Annotated in this window: 16 protein-coding genes and 1 tRNA gene; 15 read left to right on the top strand and 2 right to left on the bottom strand. The window is 71.4% G+C overall.

Annotation, left to right across the window (positions count from 1 at the left end; all coding sequences use genetic code 11):
- Positions 1-11: 11 nt before the first annotated feature.
- The 11 genes from ACOOE8_RS14575 (at position 12) to ACOOE8_RS14525 (ending at position 9,353) form a co-directional block, all read left to right on the top strand.
- Positions 12-1,013, top strand: a complete 1,002-nt coding sequence (locus tag ACOOE8_RS14575) for an L-threonylcarbamoyladenylate synthase (RefSeq protein ID WP_420392155.1) — start codon at positions 12-14, stop codon at positions 1,011-1,013.
- Between the two features lie 38 nt (positions 1,014-1,051).
- Positions 1,052-1,975 carry a histone deacetylase family protein gene (locus ACOOE8_RS14570; RefSeq protein WP_420392154.1) on the top strand — a complete coding sequence of 308 codons (924 nt, stop codon included), beginning with the start codon at positions 1,052-1,054 and terminating at the stop codon, positions 1,973-1,975.
- 81 nt (positions 1,976-2,056) lie between these two features.
- Entirely contained in the window at positions 2,057-2,341 is a 285-nt protein-coding gene (locus ACOOE8_RS14565; protein ID WP_420392153.1) for an exodeoxyribonuclease VII small subunit, read from the top strand.
- A 123-nt stretch (positions 2,342-2,464) separates the two neighbouring features.
- A complete protein-coding gene (locus ACOOE8_RS14560) occupies positions 2,465-3,850 on the top strand; it encodes an MFS transporter (RefSeq protein WP_420392152.1) in 1,386 nt (461 codons plus the stop codon).
- Positions 3,851-3,860: 10 nt separating this feature from the next.
- Positions 3,861-4,529: an SCO family protein gene (locus tag ACOOE8_RS14555; RefSeq protein ID WP_420392151.1), complete on the top strand. Its 669-nt coding sequence runs from the start codon at positions 3,861-3,863 to the stop codon at positions 4,527-4,529.
- Positions 4,526-4,654 carry a hypothetical protein gene (locus ACOOE8_RS14550; RefSeq protein ID WP_420392150.1) on the top strand — a complete coding sequence of 43 codons (129 nt, stop codon included), beginning with the start codon at positions 4,526-4,528 and terminating at the stop codon, positions 4,652-4,654. The genes ACOOE8_RS14555 and ACOOE8_RS14550 overlap by 4 nt, the downstream gene beginning before the upstream one ends.
- 17 nt (positions 4,655-4,671) lie before the next feature.
- Entirely contained in the window at positions 4,672-5,388 is a 717-nt protein-coding gene (locus tag ACOOE8_RS14545) for a TlyA family RNA methyltransferase (protein ID WP_420394721.1), read from the top strand.
- A gap of 113 nt (positions 5,389-5,501) precedes the next feature.
- Entirely contained in the window at positions 5,502-6,482 is a 981-nt protein-coding gene (locus tag ACOOE8_RS14540; protein ID WP_420392149.1) for a class I SAM-dependent RNA methyltransferase, read from the top strand.
- Positions 6,479-7,543, top strand: coding sequence for a class I SAM-dependent methyltransferase (locus ACOOE8_RS14535; RefSeq protein WP_420392148.1), 1,065 nt, complete (start codon positions 6,479-6,481; stop codon positions 7,541-7,543). The genes ACOOE8_RS14540 and ACOOE8_RS14535 overlap by 4 nt, the downstream gene beginning before the upstream one ends.
- A 73-nt stretch (positions 7,544-7,616) precedes the next feature.
- Positions 7,617-8,012: a hypothetical protein gene (locus ACOOE8_RS14530; RefSeq protein ID WP_420392147.1), complete on the top strand. Its 396-nt coding sequence runs from the start codon at positions 7,617-7,619 to the stop codon at positions 8,010-8,012.
- A gap of 54 nt (positions 8,013-8,066) precedes the next feature.
- The gene (locus ACOOE8_RS14525) at positions 8,067-9,353 is read left to right on the top strand and encodes an O-acetylhomoserine aminocarboxypropyltransferase (protein ID WP_420392146.1); all 1,287 of its coding nucleotides are present in this window, start codon (positions 8,067-8,069) and stop codon (positions 9,351-9,353) included.
- Positions 9,354-9,399: 46 nt separating this feature from the next.
- On the opposite strand, the gene ACOOE8_RS14520 is transcribed toward ACOOE8_RS14525, so the two are convergent.
- Together ACOOE8_RS14520 and ACOOE8_RS14515 are read right to left on the bottom strand one after the other, a co-directional pair.
- The gene (locus ACOOE8_RS14520; RefSeq protein WP_420392145.1) at positions 9,400-9,657 is read right to left on the bottom strand and encodes a DUF1289 domain-containing protein; all 258 of its coding nucleotides are present in this window, start codon (positions 9,655-9,657) and stop codon (positions 9,400-9,402) included.
- A 4-nt stretch (positions 9,658-9,661) separates the two neighbouring features.
- Positions 9,662-10,714 carry a COX15/CtaA family protein gene (locus tag ACOOE8_RS14515; RefSeq protein WP_420392144.1) on the bottom strand — a complete coding sequence of 351 codons (1,053 nt, stop codon included), beginning with the start codon at positions 10,712-10,714 and terminating at the stop codon, positions 9,662-9,664.
- A gap of 108 nt (positions 10,715-10,822) precedes the next feature.
- Here ACOOE8_RS14515 and ACOOE8_RS14510 point away from each other — a divergent pair, with 108 nt between their 5' ends.
- The 4 genes from ACOOE8_RS14510 (at position 10,823) to ACOOE8_RS14495 (ending at position 20,483) form a co-directional block, all read left to right on the top strand.
- Positions 10,823-11,026 carry a DUF2842 domain-containing protein gene (locus tag ACOOE8_RS14510; RefSeq protein ID WP_420392143.1) on the top strand — a complete coding sequence of 68 codons (204 nt, stop codon included), beginning with the start codon at positions 10,823-10,825 and terminating at the stop codon, positions 11,024-11,026.
- 48 nt (positions 11,027-11,074) lie between these two features.
- Positions 11,075-11,151: transfer RNA gene (locus tag ACOOE8_RS14505), tRNA-Pro, on the top strand.
- A 184-nt stretch (positions 11,152-11,335) separates the two neighbouring features.
- On the top strand, positions 11,336-16,768 hold the full coding sequence (locus tag ACOOE8_RS14500; RefSeq protein ID WP_420392142.1) for an AMP-binding protein: 5,433 nt from the start codon (positions 11,336-11,338) through the stop codon (positions 16,766-16,768).
- Positions 16,769-16,793: 25 nt separating this feature from the next.
- Positions 16,794-20,483 (top strand): SDR family NAD(P)-dependent oxidoreductase, encoded by a 3,690-nt coding sequence (locus ACOOE8_RS14495; RefSeq protein ID WP_420392141.1) that lies wholly within the window; start codon positions 16,794-16,796, stop codon positions 20,481-20,483.
- The last annotated feature ends 5 nt before the right edge of the window (positions 20,484-20,488 follow it).

Below are 20,488 nucleotides of genomic sequence, written 5' to 3'. Positions count from 1 at the left end.
TGCTGTTCCCCATGACAATAGGGGTCGCGGACACACCTGCCACGGGAGCGCGCACGGCGACGCGCACCGTCGCCGCGGAGCCGCAGGACGTGGCGGCGGGCGCGGCCCTCGACGTGCTCGCCGCCGGGGGCCTCGTCGCGCTGCCCACGGAGACGGTCTACGGGCTCGCCGCGGACGCCCGGTCGAGCGCGGCGGTCGCCAGGCTCTACGCGGCGAAGGGTCGGCCGGCGCACAACCCGCTCATCGTCCACGTGGCGTGCCTCGACGATGCAGCGCCGTTCGCCGACGTCGAGGCCGCACGTGCCCTCGCGACACTGTGGCCGGGGCCGCTCACCGTCGTCCTGCCGGCGCGGCCGGGCATCGTCGCACCGGCGGCGTTGGCGGGGGGTGCGACGGTCGCCGTCCGCGTGCCGGCAACGCCGCTGTTCCGCGCCGTCGCAGCGGCGTTCGGCCCCCTCGTCGCGCCGAGCGCGAACCGCTCGGGGCGGGTTTCCTCCACAACCGCCGCCGCAGTCGCCGAGGAGCTCGACGGCCGCATCGACCTCATCATCGACGGTGGACCCACGGCACTCGGCGTCGAGTCCACCGTCGTCGACCTCACCGGGCGGCCGACGCTGCTGCGGCCGGGCGCCATGGATCGGCGCGCGATCGAGGCCAGGGTCGGGCCGCTCCGCGACCACGATGCATCCGGGGGGGCGCTGCGCGCGCCCGGCCTCCTCGCCTCGCACTACGCGCCGCGCGCTCGCCTGCGGCTAGACGTCGCACCACAGGAGGTGCGTCCGGATGAGGGGTGGCTCGCGCTTGGCGAGGCGCGCTCGGCGGCGGCAGAGGAGCATACGGTTCGCCTGTCCCGGACGAACGACCTCGACGAGGCGGCACGGGGTCTCTACGAGGGGCTGCGCCGGCTCGATGCAACCGGGGTCGAGGTCATCGCCGTGTCGCCGGTGGTGAACGAGGGGATCGGGACGACGATCCGCGATCGGCTCCGTCGCGCCGCGGCACCGCGCGACTGAGGCCGGTGCCTCGCTGTCTGCGCCGCCTGGAGGTCCCCGTGACGCTCATCTACATCGACCCGCTGTTCGCCGAGCACGCCACGCCGCGCGGTCATCCGGAGCGCGCCGAGCGCCACGTGGCGGTCCTTGCCGCGCTCGACGGGGACGGCACCGCCGCCATCCCGCGCCGCACCGCGGCAGCCGCGTCCTACGCCGCCATCACCGCAGTCCACCCGTCCTCCCATGTGGACAAGCTGTTGGCGGCCGTGCCCTCGTCCGGCCACATCGCCATCGACGCCGACACGACCATGGCGCCGCGGACGATGGACGCGGCGCTTCTTGCCAGCGGCTCCGCCATCGCGGCGGTGGACGCGGTGCTTTCGGGCGCTGCAGCCAACGCCTTCGTCGCCGCGCGCCCGCCCGGGCACCACGCCGAGCGTAGCCGCGCGATGGGCTTCTGCTTCATCAACCACGTCGCGATCGCCGCCCGGCACGCCCAGCGCGCGCACGGCGTCGGCCGCGTCGCCATCGTGGACTTCGACGTCCACCACGGCAACGGCACGCAGGACGCCTTCTGGGACGACCCGTCGGTGCTCTACGTGTCGACCCACCAGAGCCCGCTCTACCCCGGCACCGGCGAGGCCTCCGAGCGCGGCGCCGGCAACATCCTCAACGTGCCGCTGGCGCCGGGGACGAGCGGTCCCGCCTACAGGTCCGCGTTCGACGGCACCGTCATGCCGGCGCTGACGGAGTTCGCGCCGGAGCTCCTCATCCTGTCCGCCGGCTTCGACGCGCACGCGCACGACCCGCTCGGCGGCCTGCTGCTGACGGACGAGGACTTCGTGTGGATCACCGAGCGGATGATGGACCTCGCCACAACGTCCTGCGAGGGTCGCATGGTCTCCTGCCTCGAGGGCGGATACGACTTGTCCGCGCTCGGCCGCTGCGTCGCCGCCCACGTCGCGACGCTCGCGACCCACTGATTTTTGGGGACCTTTGTAGGCCGCACGTTCCTCGGCGCGGCCGTTGGGCTAGTGTCGGACTCGCGCCGAAGAGGACTTGGCATGGACGACGAGACGCAAGGGCAGCTACAATCACCCGTTGAGGCGATGACCTTCGAGGCTGCGATGGGCGAGCTCGAGGAGATCGTCGACCGGCTGGAGAAGGGCAACGTGCCGCTCGAGGAGTCGATCGCGTACTACGAGCGCGGCGAGGCGCTGAAAACCCGCTGCGACGACCTCCTGAAGCGGGCGGAGATGCGTGTCGAGAAGGTGCGGCTGAGGTCCGGGGGAACCCCGAGCGGCACCGAGCCCCTCGACGGCGACGCCGACGACGATGTGCCGTTCTAGCCGCACCACGCCGCGGTCATGGCGCGTCGTCGAGACCGGCAACGGACGCCGACTGACCGTCGAGCGTCCCCGTGTGGTTGATCCCTCATGAGCGTGAGCGTGAGTTTCCGGCGGACGGCAGTCATGGCGAACGAAACGGTCGGCGCGCGCAGCGCCCTTGCTCCGGTGGCGGCGCTGTTTGCCGGCATCGCCCTGCTCTACCTCGGCTACGGCCTGCAGGTCACGCTGGTGCCCCTGCGCGCCGACGTCGAGGGCTTCTCACGCTTCGCCATCGGCCTCCTCGGCTCGACGTACTACGCAGGCTTCGTCGCAGGCTGCCTCCTCGCCCCCTACGTCATCCTGCGCGTCGGCCACATCAGAGCCTTCGCCGCCATGGTCTCCTGCGTCTCGGCGGCGGCCCTCGCCTTCCCGCTGGCGCTCGAGGAGGCCGCGTGGATGGCGTTCCGCCTCGCCACGGGGTTTTGCATCGCAGGGCTCCTCGTCGTGATCGAGAGCTGGCTCAACGAGAAGGCGACGAACGTCACGCGCGGCATCGTCATGAGCGTCTACATCGTCATCACCTACGCGGCGATCAGCGTCGGGCAGCTCGGCGTGTCGGTGCAGCCGCTGGAATCGTTCTCGCTCTTCGCGCTCTGCTCGATCATCCTGTCGCTCGCCGCGCTCCCCGTCGTGCTGACGCGGGCGAGCCAGCCGGCGCCGATCCCCGTGGTGCGCTACGAGCCGCGGCGCATCTGGCGGACCGCGCCGGCCGGCTGCATCGGCTCGTTCGCGGCGGGCTTGTCCATCGGCTCGATCTTCGCCCTTGGCACGATCTTCGCCATCGAGCTCGGCTACAGCGCCAACGAGGCGGCCATCTTCGTCTCGGCGTGCATGTTGGGCGGTGCGCTCGGGCAGTACCCGTTCGGCCGCGTGTCCGACTTCATGGATCGACGCTACGTCCTCCTCGTCGCGGTGGCACTCACCACGGTCGTCAGCTTCATCCTCGTCGCCGCGCCCCTCATGCCACAAGCCCTCGTGTTGGTCCTGGGTCTCGCGGTCGGCTTCGTGCTCATGCCGACCTACTCCATCGCCGCCGCGCACGCCTACGATCGCACCCGTCCCGAGGACATGGTCCCCATGAGCGCAGCGCTGCTGGTGCTCTTCGGAGTCGGTTCGATGGTCGGCCCTCTCCTCGCAGCGCCGGCCATGAGCTGGTTTGGACCGGGTGGGCTGTTCCTGGTCATCGCGCTGGTATCGAGCCTCCTCGCCCTGTTCGTGGCGCTCCGCATCTTTGCGCGTGCACGGCCCGGTGAGGCCATGCGGGCCGACTTCGACTACTGGTCCACTGCGCCGGTAGGCGGCGCGGTCACGCCGGAGCACGCCTCGGTGGAGGACCGTTCCATGGAGCTGCCGACACCGCGCGGCGCGGCCCCCGCGACGCCGCCCGAACCGGTCGAGGATCCCGCCCCGTCCACCACCCTTCACAGCGCGGACGAGGAACCCGATATCTCGATCCGAGTGGACGCGTGAGGAGCTTGCGGTGAAGACGGTTCGGCTCGTCCTTTGGGGACTCGTCCTGGTGCTCGGAGCGGTGGTCGCCGGCGTCACGGTCGGACGCATGATCTCCGGTGGCCAGACGCTCGTCGCCGACGCGCCGCTCGGTGCCGCGCTGGTTCGCGCGGGCTACGAGGACGCCGGCGGCCCGTTCACCATGACGGATACCGAGGGGCGCACGGTCACCGAGGCGGACTTCGCGGGCACGCCGCGCGCCATGTTCTTCGGCTTCACGCGGTGCCCCGACGTCTGCCCGACCGCACTCCTCGAGGCGAAATCCTGGCTCGATGCGCTCGGCGAGGACGCCGACGAGGTCGCCGTGCTCTTCGTCACCGTCGACCCGGAGCGCGATACGCCGCAGGTGATGGAGCGCTACGTCGGCGCGTTCGACGAGCGCATCGTGGGCCTTTCGCCGCCCAGCGAGGAGGCGCTCGAGGAGATCGCCGAGCGCTACGCCATCCGCTACGAGAAGGTGCCCCTCAAGGTCGGCGACTACACGCTGAACCACACCGCGGACACGCTGCTGTTCGACGCCGACGGCGACTACGCGGGCTACATCCCGTTCACGTCCTTCGCCGCGCGGCAGGACGCTGCGCTCGCGGACGAGGCCACGGCCGACGCCGTCGCCAAGCTGAAGGCGCTGATCCCCTCGTGAGCGGGAGCCTCGCCATCGCCGCGGGCGCCGCCTTCCTCCTCGCGATGGGGGGCGTGCTTTGGCTCGCCGCCGGCGACGCCGTGTTCGCCGCACTCACCGAGGCCGGCGCCTACTGGTGCCTGTAGAACATCCCGTGGCAGTGATGCGGCTCGACCAGGCGCTGGTGGCGCGGGGCTTGTCGCGCACCCGCAGCCAGGCGCGCGAGGCGATCCTGCGCGGCGCGGTGCGCGTCGACGGGATCGTCGCCACTCGCGCCGGCCTGCGCGTGGTCGATGCGTCCGCGCTGGAGGCGAGCAGCGCAGCGACGGTCGGCCGCGGGTCGCTCAAGCTCGCCGCCGCGCTCGACCACTTCGCCATCGACGTCGCGGGGTGCCTCGCCCTCGACGTCGGCGCCTCTACCGGCGGCTTCACCGAGGTCCTGTTGGAGCGTGGCGCGAGGTCGGTCATCGCACTCGACGTCGGCCGAGGCCAACTCGCGCAGCAGCTCGCCGAGGATCCCCGCGTCGTCCAGATGGAGGGCATCAACGCGCGGCACCTTCGGCCCGCCGACCTGCCCTATGCACCGGATGTCGTCGTCGTCGACGTCAGCTTCATCTCCCTCGCTCTCGTCCTTCCTGCGGTCGTGGACGCCGCGGCTTCGGCGATGACGCTCGTTGCGCTCGTCAAGCCGCAGTTCGAGGTCGGACGCGCCCACGTCGGCAAGGGCGGCATCGTGCGCGACAACGTGGCAGCGGCGGCGGCGGTCGAGCGCGTGGCGGTGCTCGTCGGTACGATGGGGCTCACCGTCCGGGCACCCATCGCTTCGCCCATCAACGGCGGGGACGGCAACCGCGAGTTCGTGCTCGCCGCGCGCCGCTGAGCCCGGCGGACGAGGCCCTGCCGGTCGGAGCGTGCCCGCTGTTCGGCCGGTGCGGCGGATGCAGCGCGCTCGACCGCCCCGCTGCGACCTACGCCCGGCAGAAGTCGGGCGCGGTGGCGACGGCGTTGCGCGGTCGCGGCCTCGAGGCGCCGCTCGCCCCACTGGTGCGGCTGCCCTTCGCGAGCCGACGCCGCGCGACGCTGACCGCGGCCGCCGGGCGGTCCGGCGAGCTCGTCGGCTACCTCGCAGCCCGCTCGCACGATTTGGTGGACGTCGCCGCCTGTCCCGCGCTCGATCCGAGCCTTGCGGCGTCCTGGCCGGCGATCCGGGCGATCGGCGCCGCGCTCGCCCGCCACGCGGGGCACGCACGGCTGACTGCGACGCTGTGCGCCAACGGCGTCGACGTCGCCGCCACGCTGCAGCCGTCGCGCTCCGGCCGCGGGCGAAGGCCGCGCCCCGCGCCACCCATGTTGGCGGTGGACGACCCGGCCATCGCGCGCCTCACCGTGGACGGCGACATCGCGCTGTTGCGCGAGCCGCCCGTGGTGCGCTTCGACGGCGTAAACGTGCCGTTCCCGCCGGGCGCCTTCCTGCAACCGAGCCGCACCGGCGAGGCCACCCTCACCCGCCTCGTCCTCGCGGGGGTCGGCGAGGCGGGACGTGTCGTCGATGCATTCTGCGGGCTCGGGACCTTCGCCGTGCCGATCACCGCACATGCGCGGGTGACGGCGGTGGACGCGGACGGGCCGGCCCTTGACGCGCTGGCGGCGGGGATGGCGCGCGCCTCGGGGCGCAGGCCGCTCACGGTCGCGCGACGCAACCTCATGCGTGACCCGTTGAGCCTCGCCGAGCTCAACGGCGTCGAGGCGGTCGTCTTCGATCCCCCCCGAGCCGGTGCGGAGGCGCTGGCGCAGGGCCTCGCCAACTCGACCGTCCCGCGCATCGTCGCGGTGTCGTGCGAGCCGCGCACGCTCGCCCGCGACCTCGCCCACCTCGTCGCCGGGGGGTACAAAATCACGCAGGTCACCCCAGTCGATCAGTTCGTGGGCACGGGCCATATCGAGGCGGTCGCGGAGCTTCGGAGGGACGAATGACGCCGGTGGAACGTCTGGCGCTGCGGGCACGCTTCGGCGTGACGCAGGCGGCACGGGTCGGATGGTACGCCTCGCAGAACGCCGCCGGCGTGCGCCTCGGCAACCGGGTCGGGCGCACCCTGCCGAGGATCGCGCCGCCGCGGATCGAGGCGCCGGGCGGGATCCCGAACCGCGCCGTCCTCCTCGGCCACGTGCGCAGCCTCCTCGCCCGCGACCTCGCCAACGTAGAGGCCGGGCTCTACCCGATGCCGGAGGACGAGCCGGACGGGTTGCCGGGCCTCCTCGAGCGCCGCGAGATGTACCTCAAGGATCTGCCCAACATCGTGCGCCGCCGCGCCACCCAGTCTCACCAGGAGGTGGACCGTGAGGCGGGCCGCAGGCCGCGCTACTACATGCAGAACTTCCACTTCCAGACCGACGGCTGGATGAGCGAGGGGTCGGCCAAGCTCTACGACACCCAGGTCGAGACGCTGTTCTTCGGCGCCGCGGCGGCGATGCGGCGGCAGGGACTCGTTCCCATCGCCGAGCTCGCGCGCGGGCGCGACCAGCGCGAGCTGCGCATGCTCGACGTAGCGTCGGGGTCCGGCGCGTTCCTGCGCGACGTGCGCCTCGCCTTCCCACGGCTTCCGGTCGTGGCGAGCGACTTGTCGGAGCCTTACGTGGCGATGGCGCGTGAGAAGCTCATGCCACGCGCGGGCTCCGGCGCCGTGGTCGGCGCCGCAGAGGCGCTGCCCTTCGCGACCGGCGCCTTCGACGTCGTGTCCAACATCTACCTGTTCCACGAGCTGCCACCCAAGGTGCGGCGCGAGGTGGCAGCCGAGCTCGCCCGCGTGGTCGCGCCCGGCGGCAGGCTCGTCATCATCGACAGCCTGCAGACCGGCGACACCCCGGAGCTCGACGGGCTGCTCGAGCTGTTTCCGCAGCTGTTCTACGAGCCCTACTACCGCTCGTACTTGACGGAGGACATGGACCAGCTATTTCGGTCGGCGGGCCTCGAGCTGGATGCCAGCTGGCCCGCGTTCGTGTCTAAGGTGATGGTGTTCCGCAAGGCGCACGGCTGACGGCACCGCGACCGGACGCACCGCTCGTCAGCGGCAGTTGCACGAGGCGCCGGACGGCGACGGCAGGGCACGCATGAAGTTCTTGGCCACCCGGGTGCGCAAGGCAGCGGTCATCGTCATCGCGAGCCTTTGCGTGATCATCGGCTTCCTCACGGCACCGACCCCCCTGCCGACCGGCGTTCCGCTGATCGCGATCGGCGTCGTCATCCTCGTCACCGTCTCAGCCACTGCGCGGTACTACGTGAAGAAGGCGCGCGAGCGCTCCGGCGCCCTCGACCGTGGCTTCGTGTTCGTGGAGACGCGCGCCGGTCGCAACATGGCGACGATGCTCAAGCGGACGCGGCCGCTCAGGCGCAAGATCGAGGGCAAGGCCGCGCTGAAGGCGGCGGGCAACGCCATCAAGAGCGTGCGGGCGGGCGGCAAGAAGGGCGGCGGCGAGCCGCAAGGCCCGCGCGCCGTTCGCGATTGACGCCGCTGCGCGGCTGACCGACAACCCGCAGCCTGCGACAGGTTGGAGGATACCATGGCCGACGCGCACGAACCCGGCTTCAACACGCGGGCGATCCACGCCGGCGCGCAGCCCGATCCGACGACCGGCGCGCGGGCGACGCCGATCTACCAGTCCACCTCGTTCGTGTTCGACAGCGTCGACCACGCGGCCTCGCTCTTCGGCCTGCAGGCGTTCGGCAACATCTACACGCGCATCGGCAACCCGACCTGCGCCGTCCTGGAGGAGCGCGTCGCCGCGCTGGAGGGGGGCACGGCGGCCGTGTCCACCGCCTCGGGCCACGCCGCGCAGGTCCTCGTCATGCACACCCTGATGCAGCCGGGGGACGAGCTCATCGCCTCCAACAAGCTCTACGGCGGCTCCATCAACCAGATGACCCACGCCTACAAGAACTTCGGCTGGGTCGTGAAGTGGGCGGACGCGGACGACCCCTCGTCCTTCAAGGCCGCGATCACCGACAAGACGAAGGCGATCTTCTGCGAGTCCATCGCCAACCCCGGCGGCGTCATAATGGACCTTGAGGCGATCTCCGCCATCGCCAAGGAGGCGAACGTGCCGTTCGTCGTCGACTCGACGATGGCGACGCCCTACCTCGTGCGCCCCTTCGAGCACGGCGCGGACATCATCGTGCACTCGGCGACGAAGTTCCTCGGCGGGCACGGCAACTCCATCGCCGGGGTGATCGTCGACGGCGGCTCCTTCCAGTGGGCCGGGGACAGGCGCTACCCCATGCTGTCCGAGCCACGGCCCGAGTATCAAGGCATGGTGCTGGCCGAAACGTTCGGCAACTTCGCCTTCGCCGTCGCCTGCCGCGTGCTCGGACTGCGCGACCTCGGCGCCGCGCTGTCCCCGATGAACGCGTTCATGGTGCTCACCGGCATCGAGACCCTGGCGCTGAGGATGCAGCGGCACTGCGAGAACGCGCTGGCCGTCGCGCAGTACCTCAACGACCATCCGAAGGTGTCGTGGGTGAGCTATCCGGGGCTGCCCGGCGACCGCTACAACAACCTCGCCAAGAAGTACTGCCCGAACGGTGCGGGGGCGGTCTTCACCTTCGGCCTCACCGGCGGCTACGACGCGGGCGTGGCGCTGGTGTCGAACCTCAAGATGTTCTCGCACCTCGCGAACATCGGCGACACCCGCTCGCTCGTCATCCACCCGGCGTCGACGACGCACCGCCAGCTCGCCGACGAGCAGAGGAAGTCCGCCGGCGCGGGGCCGGACGTGGTGCGCGTGTCCATCGGGATCGAGGACATCGAGGACATCATCGCCGACCTCGACCAGGCGCTGATGGCCGCCTGACGCGTGCCCCGGAGCGCCGCCGACGGGGCTCCGGGTCAACGCCGCTTTACGCCGTGCCGCGGTCCATGGCGGGCGGGGCGACGTCTTTGCGCGCGCACTTCTTCGCGTACTTCCTCGGCCAGAACGAGTAGCCGCCCAGCGCCTCCTGCTGGCGCAGGAGCATTGCGACGAACGCCGGCCGGTGTTTGCCCTTCAGCGACTTGAACAGCTTCTTCTGCGGCTTCGTCATCGAGCAGGCGATGCAGTGGCCCTCGCGGCGGAACTTGCACACGCCGATGCAGGGCGAGGGCAGCTTGCCGGTCACCGCCTCAGGCCCGGTGAGCGGCCGCGACCTGCGCGGAGACGGCTCGTGTGGCGGGGACGTACCCCAGACGCGCTGCGTGCGCCGTCGCCACCCAGAGGATGACCGCGGCCATGACCTGATGGAGCCCTGCGAGCTCCAACGGCACGCGCCAGACGACGACGCCGACGCCGATGGCGGCCTGGGCGACGACAAGCGCCGCGAGCCCGACCGCGGTCGCTGCACCGGCCGACGCGCGGACCGCCGCGGCAGCGTGCCAGAGCACCAACGCGAGCAGCAGGTAGCCGGCCAGGCGGTGGTTGAACTGCGCCGTCAGCGGGTTCTCGAAGGCGTTGGCCCACCACGGGTCGAGGAGGAGGAGCCCGTCGGGGACGACCGCGCCCGCCATCAGCGGCCATTGGTCGGACGCAAGGCCTGCGTCCATCCCGGCGACCAGGCCCCCGAGGGCGATCTGGATCAGGATCGCGAACGGCAGGATGACAGCGCCGAGTCGCACGGGCGTCGGCGCCTCAACCCCGCCAGCGCGGCCGGCGAGGCGCACCGACAGCCACACGGTGAGTGCGAGGATGACGCAGGCGAGCGTCAGGTGCACCACCAGGCGGTACTGGCTGACGTCGACGCGCTCGGTCAGGCCGGACGTCACCATCCACCAGCCCACCGCGCCCTGCAGTGCGCCGAGGGCCAGGAGCACCAGCGCCCACGGCTTGAACCAGTCCGGCAGCCGGCCGCGCAGCCAGAACCAGGCCAGGGGCAACGCGAACGCCAGCCCGATGGTGCGCGCGACGGCGCGGTGCGCCCACTCCCACCAGTAGATCACCTGGAAGTCGGCGAGGGACATGCCCCGGTTGACGAGCTGATACTCCGGGATCTGCCGGTAGAGCGCGAACGCCTCCTGCCAGGCCGCCTCAGTCAGCGGCGGCACAACGCCGAGGATCGGTCGCCACTCGGTGATCGACAACCCGGAATCGGTGAGACGCGTCGCACCGCCCACCACGAGAGTCGCGACGACGAAGGCCGCGACGATGCGCAGCCACCAGGCGATTGAAGCGTCGGTGTCCATGGCGCACATCTAGCGGTGCGGCCTGCAGGCTCCAAACACGAAGCCTGAGCGCAGGCGATCATGTCGCGCCTGCGTTGGCCGCTGGGATCACACGGCTGACGGGGAAGCATGGACGTTCGCTGGAAGAAGCTCTTGGGCACGGTGGTCACCGTGCTGTTCCTCATCGTCTACGCCCACGCGGCGATGGTCCTCGCGGTGCGCCTCCTGCCGGGGACCGACGGCGTGACCCAACTTGCGTACTACTTCGTGGCGGGGCTCCTCTGGGTCGTCCCAGTCGGCGCGCTGATCAAGTGGATGCAGCGCGAGGCCTGACCTGGACGCCGCTTGCCTGGTGCGGTCAAACCGGATACCGAGGCAGCACGGAGCGTAGCGCAGCCTGGTAGCGCACTTGACTGGGGGTCAAGGGGTCGTGGGTTCGAATCCCGCCGCTCCGACCACCGTTCCATCCTCCTTCACGACGGCTGCTTCGTGGGTTGCCCTGTACGCAAATGGCGGATTGGGGCAGCGCGACATTTCAGGTAGGCTCGCGGTCCTCGCGCAGCGCGGAGCGACCGTGTGATCCCACCGAGCCTACCGACGCCTGCCCGCAACCCAGTCGTCGATCGCGCGGCCTGGGAGCGCATGCGCGCCGCCTGCCTCGATGACCCGGGAGCTTTTCACGGCGCCCTCGCCAAGCGCGAGATCGCATGGTTCCTGCCCGACGAGGGCAAGGCAGGCGTCTGGGCGAGCCTTGACGACGAGCGAGGCTGGACCGGGTGGGATGCGGCGACCCTCGAGCCCGTGACGCTCGACCTGCCTGCCGATCACGACCCTTGGCACCGCGCGTTCAACGCCGACGATCCCCCGCACTTCGCCTGGTTCGAGGGCGGCCTCACCAACGCGGCGTTCAACGAGGTCGATCGCCACGTCCTTGCAGGTCACGGCGAGGAGGCGGCGCTCATCTTCGAGGGCGACCGCTGGAACATGTCCGACAACGCGGGGCGCGGCGGGCCCATCGACGCCTACAGCGTCAGCCGTCGCCACCTCCTGGTGGAGAGCGCCAAGTGCGCGCTGGCGCTGCGGGCGCTCGGCCTCGAGCCGGGCGAGCGCATCGCGCTGAACATGCCGAGCATCCCGGCGCAGATCTTCTGGACCGAGGGTGCCAAGCGAGCTGGCATCATCTACACGCCGGTGTTCGGGGGCTTCAGCGACAAGACGCTGTCGGACCGCATCACCGACGCCGGCGCGAGGGTCGTCGTCACCACGGACGGCAGCTACCGCAACGCCCAGCTCGTCGCATTCAAGCCGAGCTACACGGACCCCGCGCTCGACAACTTCGTGCCCGTCGAGGTCGCGATGCGCCTCTTGAAGGAGGCGCTCGCGGAGCCCAGCCTCGAAGTGCCGCAGGAGCAGGCCGAGCAGATCGCCCGCACCGTCGCCGAGCTCCTGACCGGCGAGGTGACGGTGGAGCGCTCCGACGTCATGCGTGGCGTCGGACGCGCGCTGTCCGAGCTTGGCCAGGACCGGGCGATGACGCCGGAGGCCGCGGCCACGGTGCGCATCGCCGTCGCCGAACGCCTCGTCGCCTCGCCACCGCGCGTCGATGCGGTCGTCGTGGTGAGGCACACCGGGCAGCCCGACCTCCCCTGGAACCCCTCCCGTGACCACTGGAGCCACGAGCTCACCGACCGCGCCTGCGAGGCGCTGCTCGCGGCAGCGCGCGAGGCCGGCTTCGACGTCGCCGACGAGGCGGCGCTCCTCGCCCTGCCGGACGACGACCTCGTCCGCGCCGTCTGGGCCGCCTGCCCGCCCCTGCCGGTGGACGCGGAGTACCCGAACTTCATCATCTACACGTCCGGCTCGACGGGGAAGCCCAAGGGCGTGGTCCACGTCCACGGCGGGTACTGCGCGGGCGTCGCCGCGACCATGCCGGTCTCCTTCGACGCGAGGCCCGGCGACGTCATGTACGTCGTCGCCGACCCTGGCTGGATCACCGGACAGAGCTACCTCATCGCCGCCGCGCTCCTCACGCGCGTGACGACGGTGATCGCGGAGGGCTCGCCGGTCTTCCCCCACGCCGGGCGCTTTGCGTCCATCATCGAGCGCTACGGCGTCTCGATCTTCAAGGCGGGCGTGACCTTCCTGAAGTCGGTGATGCAGGACCCGGAGAACCTCGCCGACATCAAGAACTACGACATGTCCTCGCTTCGCGTGGCGACGTTCTGCGCCGAGCCGACCTCGCCGGCGGTCCAGGCGTTCGCCATGGAGAACGTCACGTCCTGGTACATCAACAGCTACTGGGCGACCGAGCACGGCGGGATCGCCTGGACGCACTTCTACGGCAACGACGACTTCCCGCTGCGGGCGGACGCGCACACCTATCCCCTGCCCTGGGTGGTCGGAGATGTCTGGGTGGAGGATGCCGAGGCCCCAGCGCCCGATGGCGCGGCCAAGCTGCGGCGGTCGGAGAACGAGGGCGGCGCACCGTGGCGCCCCGCCGAGCGCGGCGAGAAGGGCGAGATCGTCGTCGCGCTCCCCTACCCGTACCTGACGCGCACCATCTGGGGCGACGCGCCGAACTTTACCGTGCGCAGCAACGGCGCCGCTGCCCACATCGCGCCTGGCTGGAAGGGCGACCACGAGCGCTACGCCGACACCTACTGGCGGCGCTGGCGCGGCGCGTGGGCCTACACCCAGGGCGACTTCGCCATCGCCCACGAGGATGGCTCGTTCTCCCTGCACGGGCGCTCCGACGACGTGATCAACGTGTCCGGCCACCGCATCGGCACGGAGGAGATCGAGGGCGCGATCCTGCGCGACAAGGCGCTCGACCCCGACTCGCCCGTCGGCAACGTCCTCGTGGTCGGCGCGCCGCACCGGGAGAAGGGCGTTACGCCCATCGCCTTCGTGACCCCAGTCGCGGGACGCAGGCTGACCCAGGACGACCGACGCCGCCTCACCGACCTCGTCCGGACGGAGAAGGGCGCCGTCGCCGTCCCGTCGGACTTCCTGGAGGTCAGCCAGTTCCCCGAGACGCGGTCCGGCAAGTACATGCGGCGGATGGTGCGCGGCGTCGTCGAGGGCTCGGCGACGGGCGATGCCTCGACCCTGCGCAACCCGGAAAGCCTCGACGAGCTCGCAGAGGTGGTCGGGGCATGGCGACGCCGCCAGACGCTGTCGGACGAGCAGGCGCTGTTCGAGCGCTACCGCTACTTCCTGATTCAGTACAACACCGTGGCGCCTGGCCAGCGCGTCGCCACCGTCACGGTGTCAAACCCGCCGGTGAACGCGCTCAACGAGCGCGCCATCGACGAGCTCGTCACCGTCGTCGATCACCTGTCGCGCAAGGCGGATGTGGCGGCGGTGGTGTTCACCGGCGCCGGCAGCGCCTCGTTCGTGGCCGGCGCCGACATCCGCCAGATGCTTGAGGAGGTGAACACCGTCGGCGAGGCGAAGGTGCTGCCGAACAACGCCCAGCTCGCCTTCCGCAAGATCGAGGCGATGGGGAAGCCCTGCGTCGCGGCGATCCAGGGCGTGTGCCTCGGCGGGGGCATGGAGTTCGCCCTCGCCTGCCACTACCGCGTCGCCGAGCCGACCGCGCGCTTCGGCCAGCCCGAGATCAACCTTCGCCTGCTGCCAGGCTATGGCGGCACGCAGCGCCTGCCTCGGCTCCTCGCCGAACGGCACGGCGAGCGCGGGCTGCGCGACGCGCTCGACCTCATCCTGGGAGGGCGCGCCATCGACGCAGCGCGCGCCGAGGCGATCGGCGCGGTGGACGCGCTGGCGCGGGGATCGGAGGACGTCCTGTCCCTCGCGCACGCCGCGGTGCGGGACTACGTGGCCGATGGCGAGGCGAGCGCGCTGGGCCAAGCGTTCGCCGAGCGGCGCGCGATGACGCGGCGCTGGGACGGCCCGTCCGGCATCGACCTCGACGCGGTCCTCGCCGACGACGTCCTGCAGCGCACCCTGCGGCAGCTCGCGTGGGCAGGGCGCGACCGGGCGGGAGAGCGCGCGCTCGAGGCCGTGCGGACCGGCTGGCGCGAGGGGATGACGGCCGGCCTCGCGGTGGAGGCGGAGCGCTTCGCCGAGGCGATCATCGACCCGGACGGCGGCAAGACCGGCATCCAACAGTTCATGGACCGGCAGAGCCCGCCCCTCCCCGTGCGCCGCGACGGCATCTGGGAGTACGACGCCCACGAGGCGGAGAAGGCGCGACGCATCGAGGCCGGCGATCTCTTGCCCCTCGGCGCGCCGTTCTATCCGGGGGTGACGCCCATCCCCCCGGCGCAGCTCGCGTTCGGCGTGGCGCGCGATCCCGCGACCGGTGCCCCGCGGCTCGGCCCCCCCGAGACCAGCGAACGCGAGCTCATCGTCCCGGTTCGCCGACCGGAGCCCAACGAGGCGCTCGTCTACCTGCTGACCTCGGAGGTCAACTTCAACGACAACTGGGCGCTCACCGGCATCCCCGTCTCGCCCTTCGATTCCCACGACGAGGACGTCCAGGTGACGGGCTCGGGCGGCCTCGCGCTCGTCGCCGCGCTCGGCAGCGAGGTGAAGGCGGAGGGGCGTCTCAAGGTTGGTGACATGGTGGCGGTGTACTCCGGCACCACAGACCTCTTGTCGCCGTCCGCCGGGGACGACCCGATGTACGCCGGCTTCGCCATCCAGGGGTACGAGACGAAGACCGGCAGCCACGCGCAGTTCCTCCTGGTGCAGGGGCCGCAGCTCCACAAGCCGCCCGCCGACCTCACCTTGGAGCAGGCCGGCAGCTACACGCTCAACCTTGGCACCGTGACGCGGTGCTTGTTCACCACGCTCGGGATCACCCCCGGCAAGACGATGTTCGTGGAGGGCTCGGCGACCGGGACGGGCCTCGACGCGCTGAAGAGCGGCGTGCGCACCGGACTCTCGGTGACCGGCCTCGTGTCGTCCCGGGAGCGGGCCGAGTTCGTTGGTGCTCAAGGGGCCGTCGGCGCCATCGACCGCCGAGAGCCGGCCATCGCCGATGCGTTCCGGCCGGTGCCCGAGAATCCCGAGGAGGCGGCGGCCTGGGAGCGCGAGGGGGAGCCGATCCTGGAGCGCTATCGCGCGCTGAACGACGGCCGCCTCGCCGACTTCGTGGTCAGCCACGCCGGCGAGCGCGCGTTCCCGCGCAGCTTCCAGCTCCTCGCCGAGGGTGGCAGGCTCGCGTTCTACGGCGCCTCGTCGGGCTACCACTTCTCCTTCATGGGCAAGCCTGGCAGCGCGAAGCCCCAGGAGATGCTGGAGCGCGCCGGGCTGACGGGGGGAGAGTCGGTCCTCCTGTACTACGGGCCCGGCACGCGCGAGCTCGCCGATCCGGCCGGGCTCGAGATGATCGAGGCCGCACGGCTCGCCAAGGCGCGGACCGTCGTCGTCACGTCGAGCGATGGGCAGCGTGAGTTCCTGCAATCCCTCGGCCTCGAGGAGGCGGTGGAGGGCATCGTCAGCCTCGAGGGGCTCCACCGCCGCGACGGCGCGTTCCGCTGGCCGCTGACCCTCCCTCGCCTGCCCGACGCGCGCGAGGACATCGAGGCGTTCAAGAAGGGCGTGCGGGACTACCAGCAGAACACGCTCAAGCCCTTCGGCAACGCGGTCGGCCGCCTGCTGCGCTCGCCGGGCAACCCGCGCGGCGTGCCCGACGTCGTCATGGAGCGCGCGGCGACGGACACGCTCGGCGTCTCCACCTCCCTCGTGAAGCCGTTCGGCGGTCGCGTGGTCTACGCCGAGGACGTCGGCGGGCGGCGCTACACGTTCTACGCGCCGCAGGTGTGGACGCGCCAGCGCCGCATCCTGATGCCGACGGCGAGCATCCTGGGGACCCACCTGTGCAACGCCCACGAGGTCACGGTGATGAACCGCATGATCGCCGCGGGGCTCCTCGACGTCACCGAACCCACGGTGGTGCCCTGGGAGGACCTGCCCAAGGCGCACCAGGCGATGTGGGACAACACCCACGCCGGTGCGACCTACGTCGTAAACCATGCGTTGCCGGCGATGGGGCTGCGCAGCCGGGACGAGCTGCTTGAAACCTGGGCGTCACTGGCCAGCGCCTGATCCCCCGCGCCACGAGGACCGTAGGATGACCCCACCGAGCTCAGACGCCCTCATCGAAGAGCGCGCGGTCGCCGCACCGAAGGGGCGCCTCGCGGGCAAGACCGTCGTCGTCACCGGCGCCGCCGGCAACCTCGGCACCGAGATCTGCCGCACGGTGGTGCGCGAGGGCGCCTTCCTCGTCATGACCGGACGCACCCGTGAGCGCGTGGAGGGCGCACGCGACCGCCTCGTCGCGGAGACGCGCACCCCCGCGGACCGCGTGGTGACGGCGATCCTCGATGGCGGCGACCCGTCCTCGGTACGCACCGCGCTCGCCGAGGTGAAGTCGATCTACGGGCGCATCGACGTCCTCATCAACAACGCCGGCTCGGCAGGGCCCAAGCGTCCCCTCGACGACGTGCCGCTCACCCAGGAGGAGATGGAGGCCATCGGCGAGACCGAGAGCGTCGCCGATGCCATGCGCAACCTCCTTGGCGTGACGTGGAACCTTGCAAGGATCGCGGCGCCCATCATGCCGGTCGGCGGCTCGATGGTGAACATCTCTACGATCTTCTCCCACACGCGCTACTTCGGCCGCAGCGCCTACGTGATGCCGAAGGCGGCGCTGAACGCCCTGTCGCGGCGCCTCGCCCGTGAGCTCGGGCCGCGCGGCATCCGCGTCAACACCGTCTTCCCGGGGCCCATCGAGAGCGAACGCATTCGCACCGTGTTCGCGGCGATGGACGCCGTGCAGGGCAACACCGAGGGGCAGACCGCGGACTACTTCATGGGCCGCATGGCGCTGAAGCGCATCATCGACGGCAAGCCGAAGGCCCGCTCGCTGCCAACGCCCCGGGACATCGCCGGCGCCTGCCTGTTCCTTGCGAGCGACGAGTCGGCGGCGCTGAGCGGCGTGGAGATCGACGTCACCCACGGGATGGACGTGCGCAAGGAGTCCCGGTCGACCTTCGTCGAGCGGCCGAGCATGCGAAAGCTCGATGGCATGGGGCTGCGGATCTTCATCGCCGCCGGCGAGGCGTGGGAGGACGCGCTCGCCACCGCGAAGATGCAGCTCGACTACGGGGCGAAGGTCCTGCTCGGCCTCGCCCGGCAGGCGGATGTCGCCCAGGTCGAGGCGCGCACCCGCGCCCAGGGCATCGGCGACGCGCTCACCGTGGCGCGGTTCAACCGCGGCGAGCCGGAGACGATGGAGGCGGTGCTGGATGGATACAGCGCTACGCACGGACCGCTGACCGGCGCCGTCGTCTTCCCGGTGAAGGGGTCCGGGCACTACAGCGGGCAGCTCTCGGAGGCGGACGACGCGACGGTCAACGAGTTCCTCGCCGTGGAGATGGTCGGCGCGGTCGCCCTTGCGCGCACGCTCAACCGCTACTGGTCACGGCGCGAGGACCTGCTGCAGTCGCCGTGCGCGGTCTTCATGAGCAACCCGAGCGACGGGTCGGGCGACACCTTCAACGAGGTGCTCGCCGCAGGCGTCACGCAGCTCCTGCAGATCTGGCGGGATGAGTCCCGCGTCGCGGCCAACGCCGGGCGCGTCGAGCGGCCCGTGTGGGCGAACCAGATCATCCGCTACACCAACGCCGAGGAGGAGAGCGGCTGGTTCGCCGCGGGCCACGCGACGCGTCTGGTGTTCAACGAGCAGCGCATCGCGGAGATCGACCTGCGCCTGCCGGCCGACATCGCGGTGGAGACCGGGGCGCGACGCGCGATGGTCGGCGCGGCGGAGAACATCACCGGCCTGCACCTCGGCAAGGTGGCCCTCATCACCGGCGGCTCGGCGGGCATCGGCGGGCAGATCGCCCGCCTCCTCGCCCTCGCCGGCGCCAAGGTCATGATGGTCGCACGGCGCGAGGCGGAGCTCGACGCGGCGCGCGAGCGCATCGTCGGCGAGCTGCAGGACGTCGGGTTCTCCGGCGTCGAGCGGCGGGTGAGGACGCTGGCGAACGTCGACGTCAGCGACTTCGCGGCGCTGCGCCGCGCGGTCGACGCCACGCTCGAGGCGTTCGGCCGCATCGACTACCTCATCAACAACGCCGGGGTCGCCGGCGCCGAGGAGATGGTCGTCGACATGGACCCCGACGCCTGGCGCCACACGCTGAACGCCAACCTCGTCTCGAACTACGTCCTCATGCGCGAGGTCGTCCCGCGGATGAAGGCGCAGGGCAGCGGCTACGTGCTCAACGTGTCGTCCTACTTCGGCGGCGAGAAGTTCCTCGCCGTCGCCTACCCGAACCGTGCCGACTACGCGGTGTCGAAGGCGGGACAGCGCGCGATGGTGGAGAGCTTCTCCAGCGCGCTCGGCCCGGAGGTGCAGTTCAACGCCATCGCGCCCGGCCCGGTGGCCGGCGACCGGCTCGCAGGCACCGACGGGCGACCGGGGCTGTTCGTGCGCCGGGCGAGGCTCATCCTGCAGAACAAGCGGCTGAATGCGGTGTACGCGGCGGTGATCGCCGCGGTTCGCGGCGGCGCGGAGGTCGATGTCGTCCTCTCCCGCCTGTCGCGCAACATCACGGGCGCGCTGTCCCACGACGCGCTGGCGCCGCGGGAGCTTCGCGAGCTCGCGCTCCAGTGCGCGCGCCAGGGCGACGGCGTGTGCACCTGGGACAGGTTCGTGCTCACCCCCGAGCTCGCCGCGCGCCTCCTCGAGCGCCTGAAGCACGGCGGCCACCTCCTCGAGGCGCCGCGCTGGCAGACCCGCGGTGAGACCGAGAACGAGGGCGGCGGCTGGCTCGCCATCGCGCCGCCCGACGACGTGCCGTTCCTGCCCCAGGAGGTGATCGGCGAGGAGGCGGACAAGGTGGGCCAGGGCGTCCTCTCCCAGCTCCACCTCGGCCGCATGCCCACCGAGGCGGAGGTCGCGCAGGCCACCGTCTTCTTCCTCGCGGACCGTGCGGTGAGCGGCGAGACCTTCATGCCCTCGGGCGGCCTCAGGGTGGAGCGTTCGACCACCGAGCGCGAGATGTTCGGCAGCCCCAAACCCGAGCGGCTCGCCGCGATGCGCGGGCGCACCGTGTGGATCGTCGGCGGGGAGCACCTGTCGGACTACGTCGTCGCCACGGTGCGCCACCTCGTCGCCGACCTCGGCGTCGCCCACGTCGTCTTGTTGGTGCGCACCGAGCGGGGTGGCACCGCGGTCGCGAAGGCGATCGGCGACCTCGGTGGCGAGGCCGTCCACGTGGTGACAACCGGCGCCGCCATCGAGGCGACGATGGACGACGTGCTGGCGCGCTACGGACGGCCGACCACCGTGGTGTCGATGCCGAACGAGGCGCTGCCGGATCACCTGCTCGAGCCCGAAGGGGGGCTGTCGGCGGAGGACTTCGGCCGGCTCGTGGAGGAGAACCTGACGCAGCACTTCCGTGTGGCCCGAAAGGCCTCGCTCTACGACGGCTGCCAGCTCGTCCTCGTCTCGCCGGACGTGCCGCAGGGGACCAAGGGCCACGCCTTCGCCCTCGCCAACTTTCTGAAGACGACGCTGCACGCCTTCACCGCGACGCTCGCGGTGGAGAACGAGCGGCTCGTCCACGACGTGCCGACGAACCAGATCAACCTGACGCGACGCGTGCGCTCGGAGGAGCCGCGCGACGAGGCCGAGCAGCAGGAGGAGCTGCGACGCTTCGTGCGTGCGGTGATGTTGGTCGGTGCGCCGCTGCCGGACGCCCAGGACTCGCGATACCGCGCGCGGATCTACCGTGGCACCTCGATGACCGTGTAGCCGCG

The sequence above is a fragment of the Acuticoccus sp. genome (assembly GCF_965213555.1).
GTDB lineage: Bacteria > Pseudomonadota > Alphaproteobacteria > Rhizobiales > Amorphaceae > Acuticoccus.
Note: the sequence above shows the minus strand (reverse complement) of the source record. Positions and strands in the feature narration are given on the sequence as shown.

Coding starts and splice junctions, on each gene's coding strand:
- ACOOE8_RS14575 (WP_420392155.1), top strand. CDS start 12: ATGACAATAGGGGTCGCGGACACACCTGCCACGGGAGCGCGCACGGCG.
- ACOOE8_RS14565 (WP_420392153.1), top strand. CDS start 2,057: ATGGACGACGAGACGCAAGGGCAGCTACAATCACCCGTTGAGGCGATG.
- ACOOE8_RS14560 (WP_420392152.1), top strand. CDS start 2,465: ATGGCGAACGAAACGGTCGGCGCGCGCAGCGCCCTTGCTCCGGTGGCG.
- ACOOE8_RS14545 (WP_420394721.1), top strand. CDS start 4,672: ATGCGGCTCGACCAGGCGCTGGTGGCGCGGGGCTTGTCGCGCACCCGC.
- ACOOE8_RS14535 (WP_420392148.1), top strand. CDS start 6,479: ATGACGCCGGTGGAACGTCTGGCGCTGCGGGCACGCTTCGGCGTGACG.
- ACOOE8_RS14530 (WP_420392147.1), top strand. CDS start 7,617: ATGAAGTTCTTGGCCACCCGGGTGCGCAAGGCAGCGGTCATCGTCATC.
- ACOOE8_RS14525 (WP_420392146.1), top strand. CDS start 8,067: ATGGCCGACGCGCACGAACCCGGCTTCAACACGCGGGCGATCCACGCC.
- ACOOE8_RS14515 (WP_420392144.1), bottom strand. CDS start 10,714: ATGGACACCGACGCTTCAATCGCCTGGTGGCTGCGCATCGTCGCGGCC.
- ACOOE8_RS14510 (WP_420392143.1), top strand. CDS start 10,823: ATGGACGTTCGCTGGAAGAAGCTCTTGGGCACGGTGGTCACCGTGCTG.
- ACOOE8_RS14500 (WP_420392142.1), top strand. CDS start 11,336: ATGCGCGCCGCCTGCCTCGATGACCCGGGAGCTTTTCACGGCGCCCTC.
- ACOOE8_RS14495 (WP_420392141.1), top strand. CDS start 16,794: ATGACCCCACCGAGCTCAGACGCCCTCATCGAAGAGCGCGCGGTCGCC.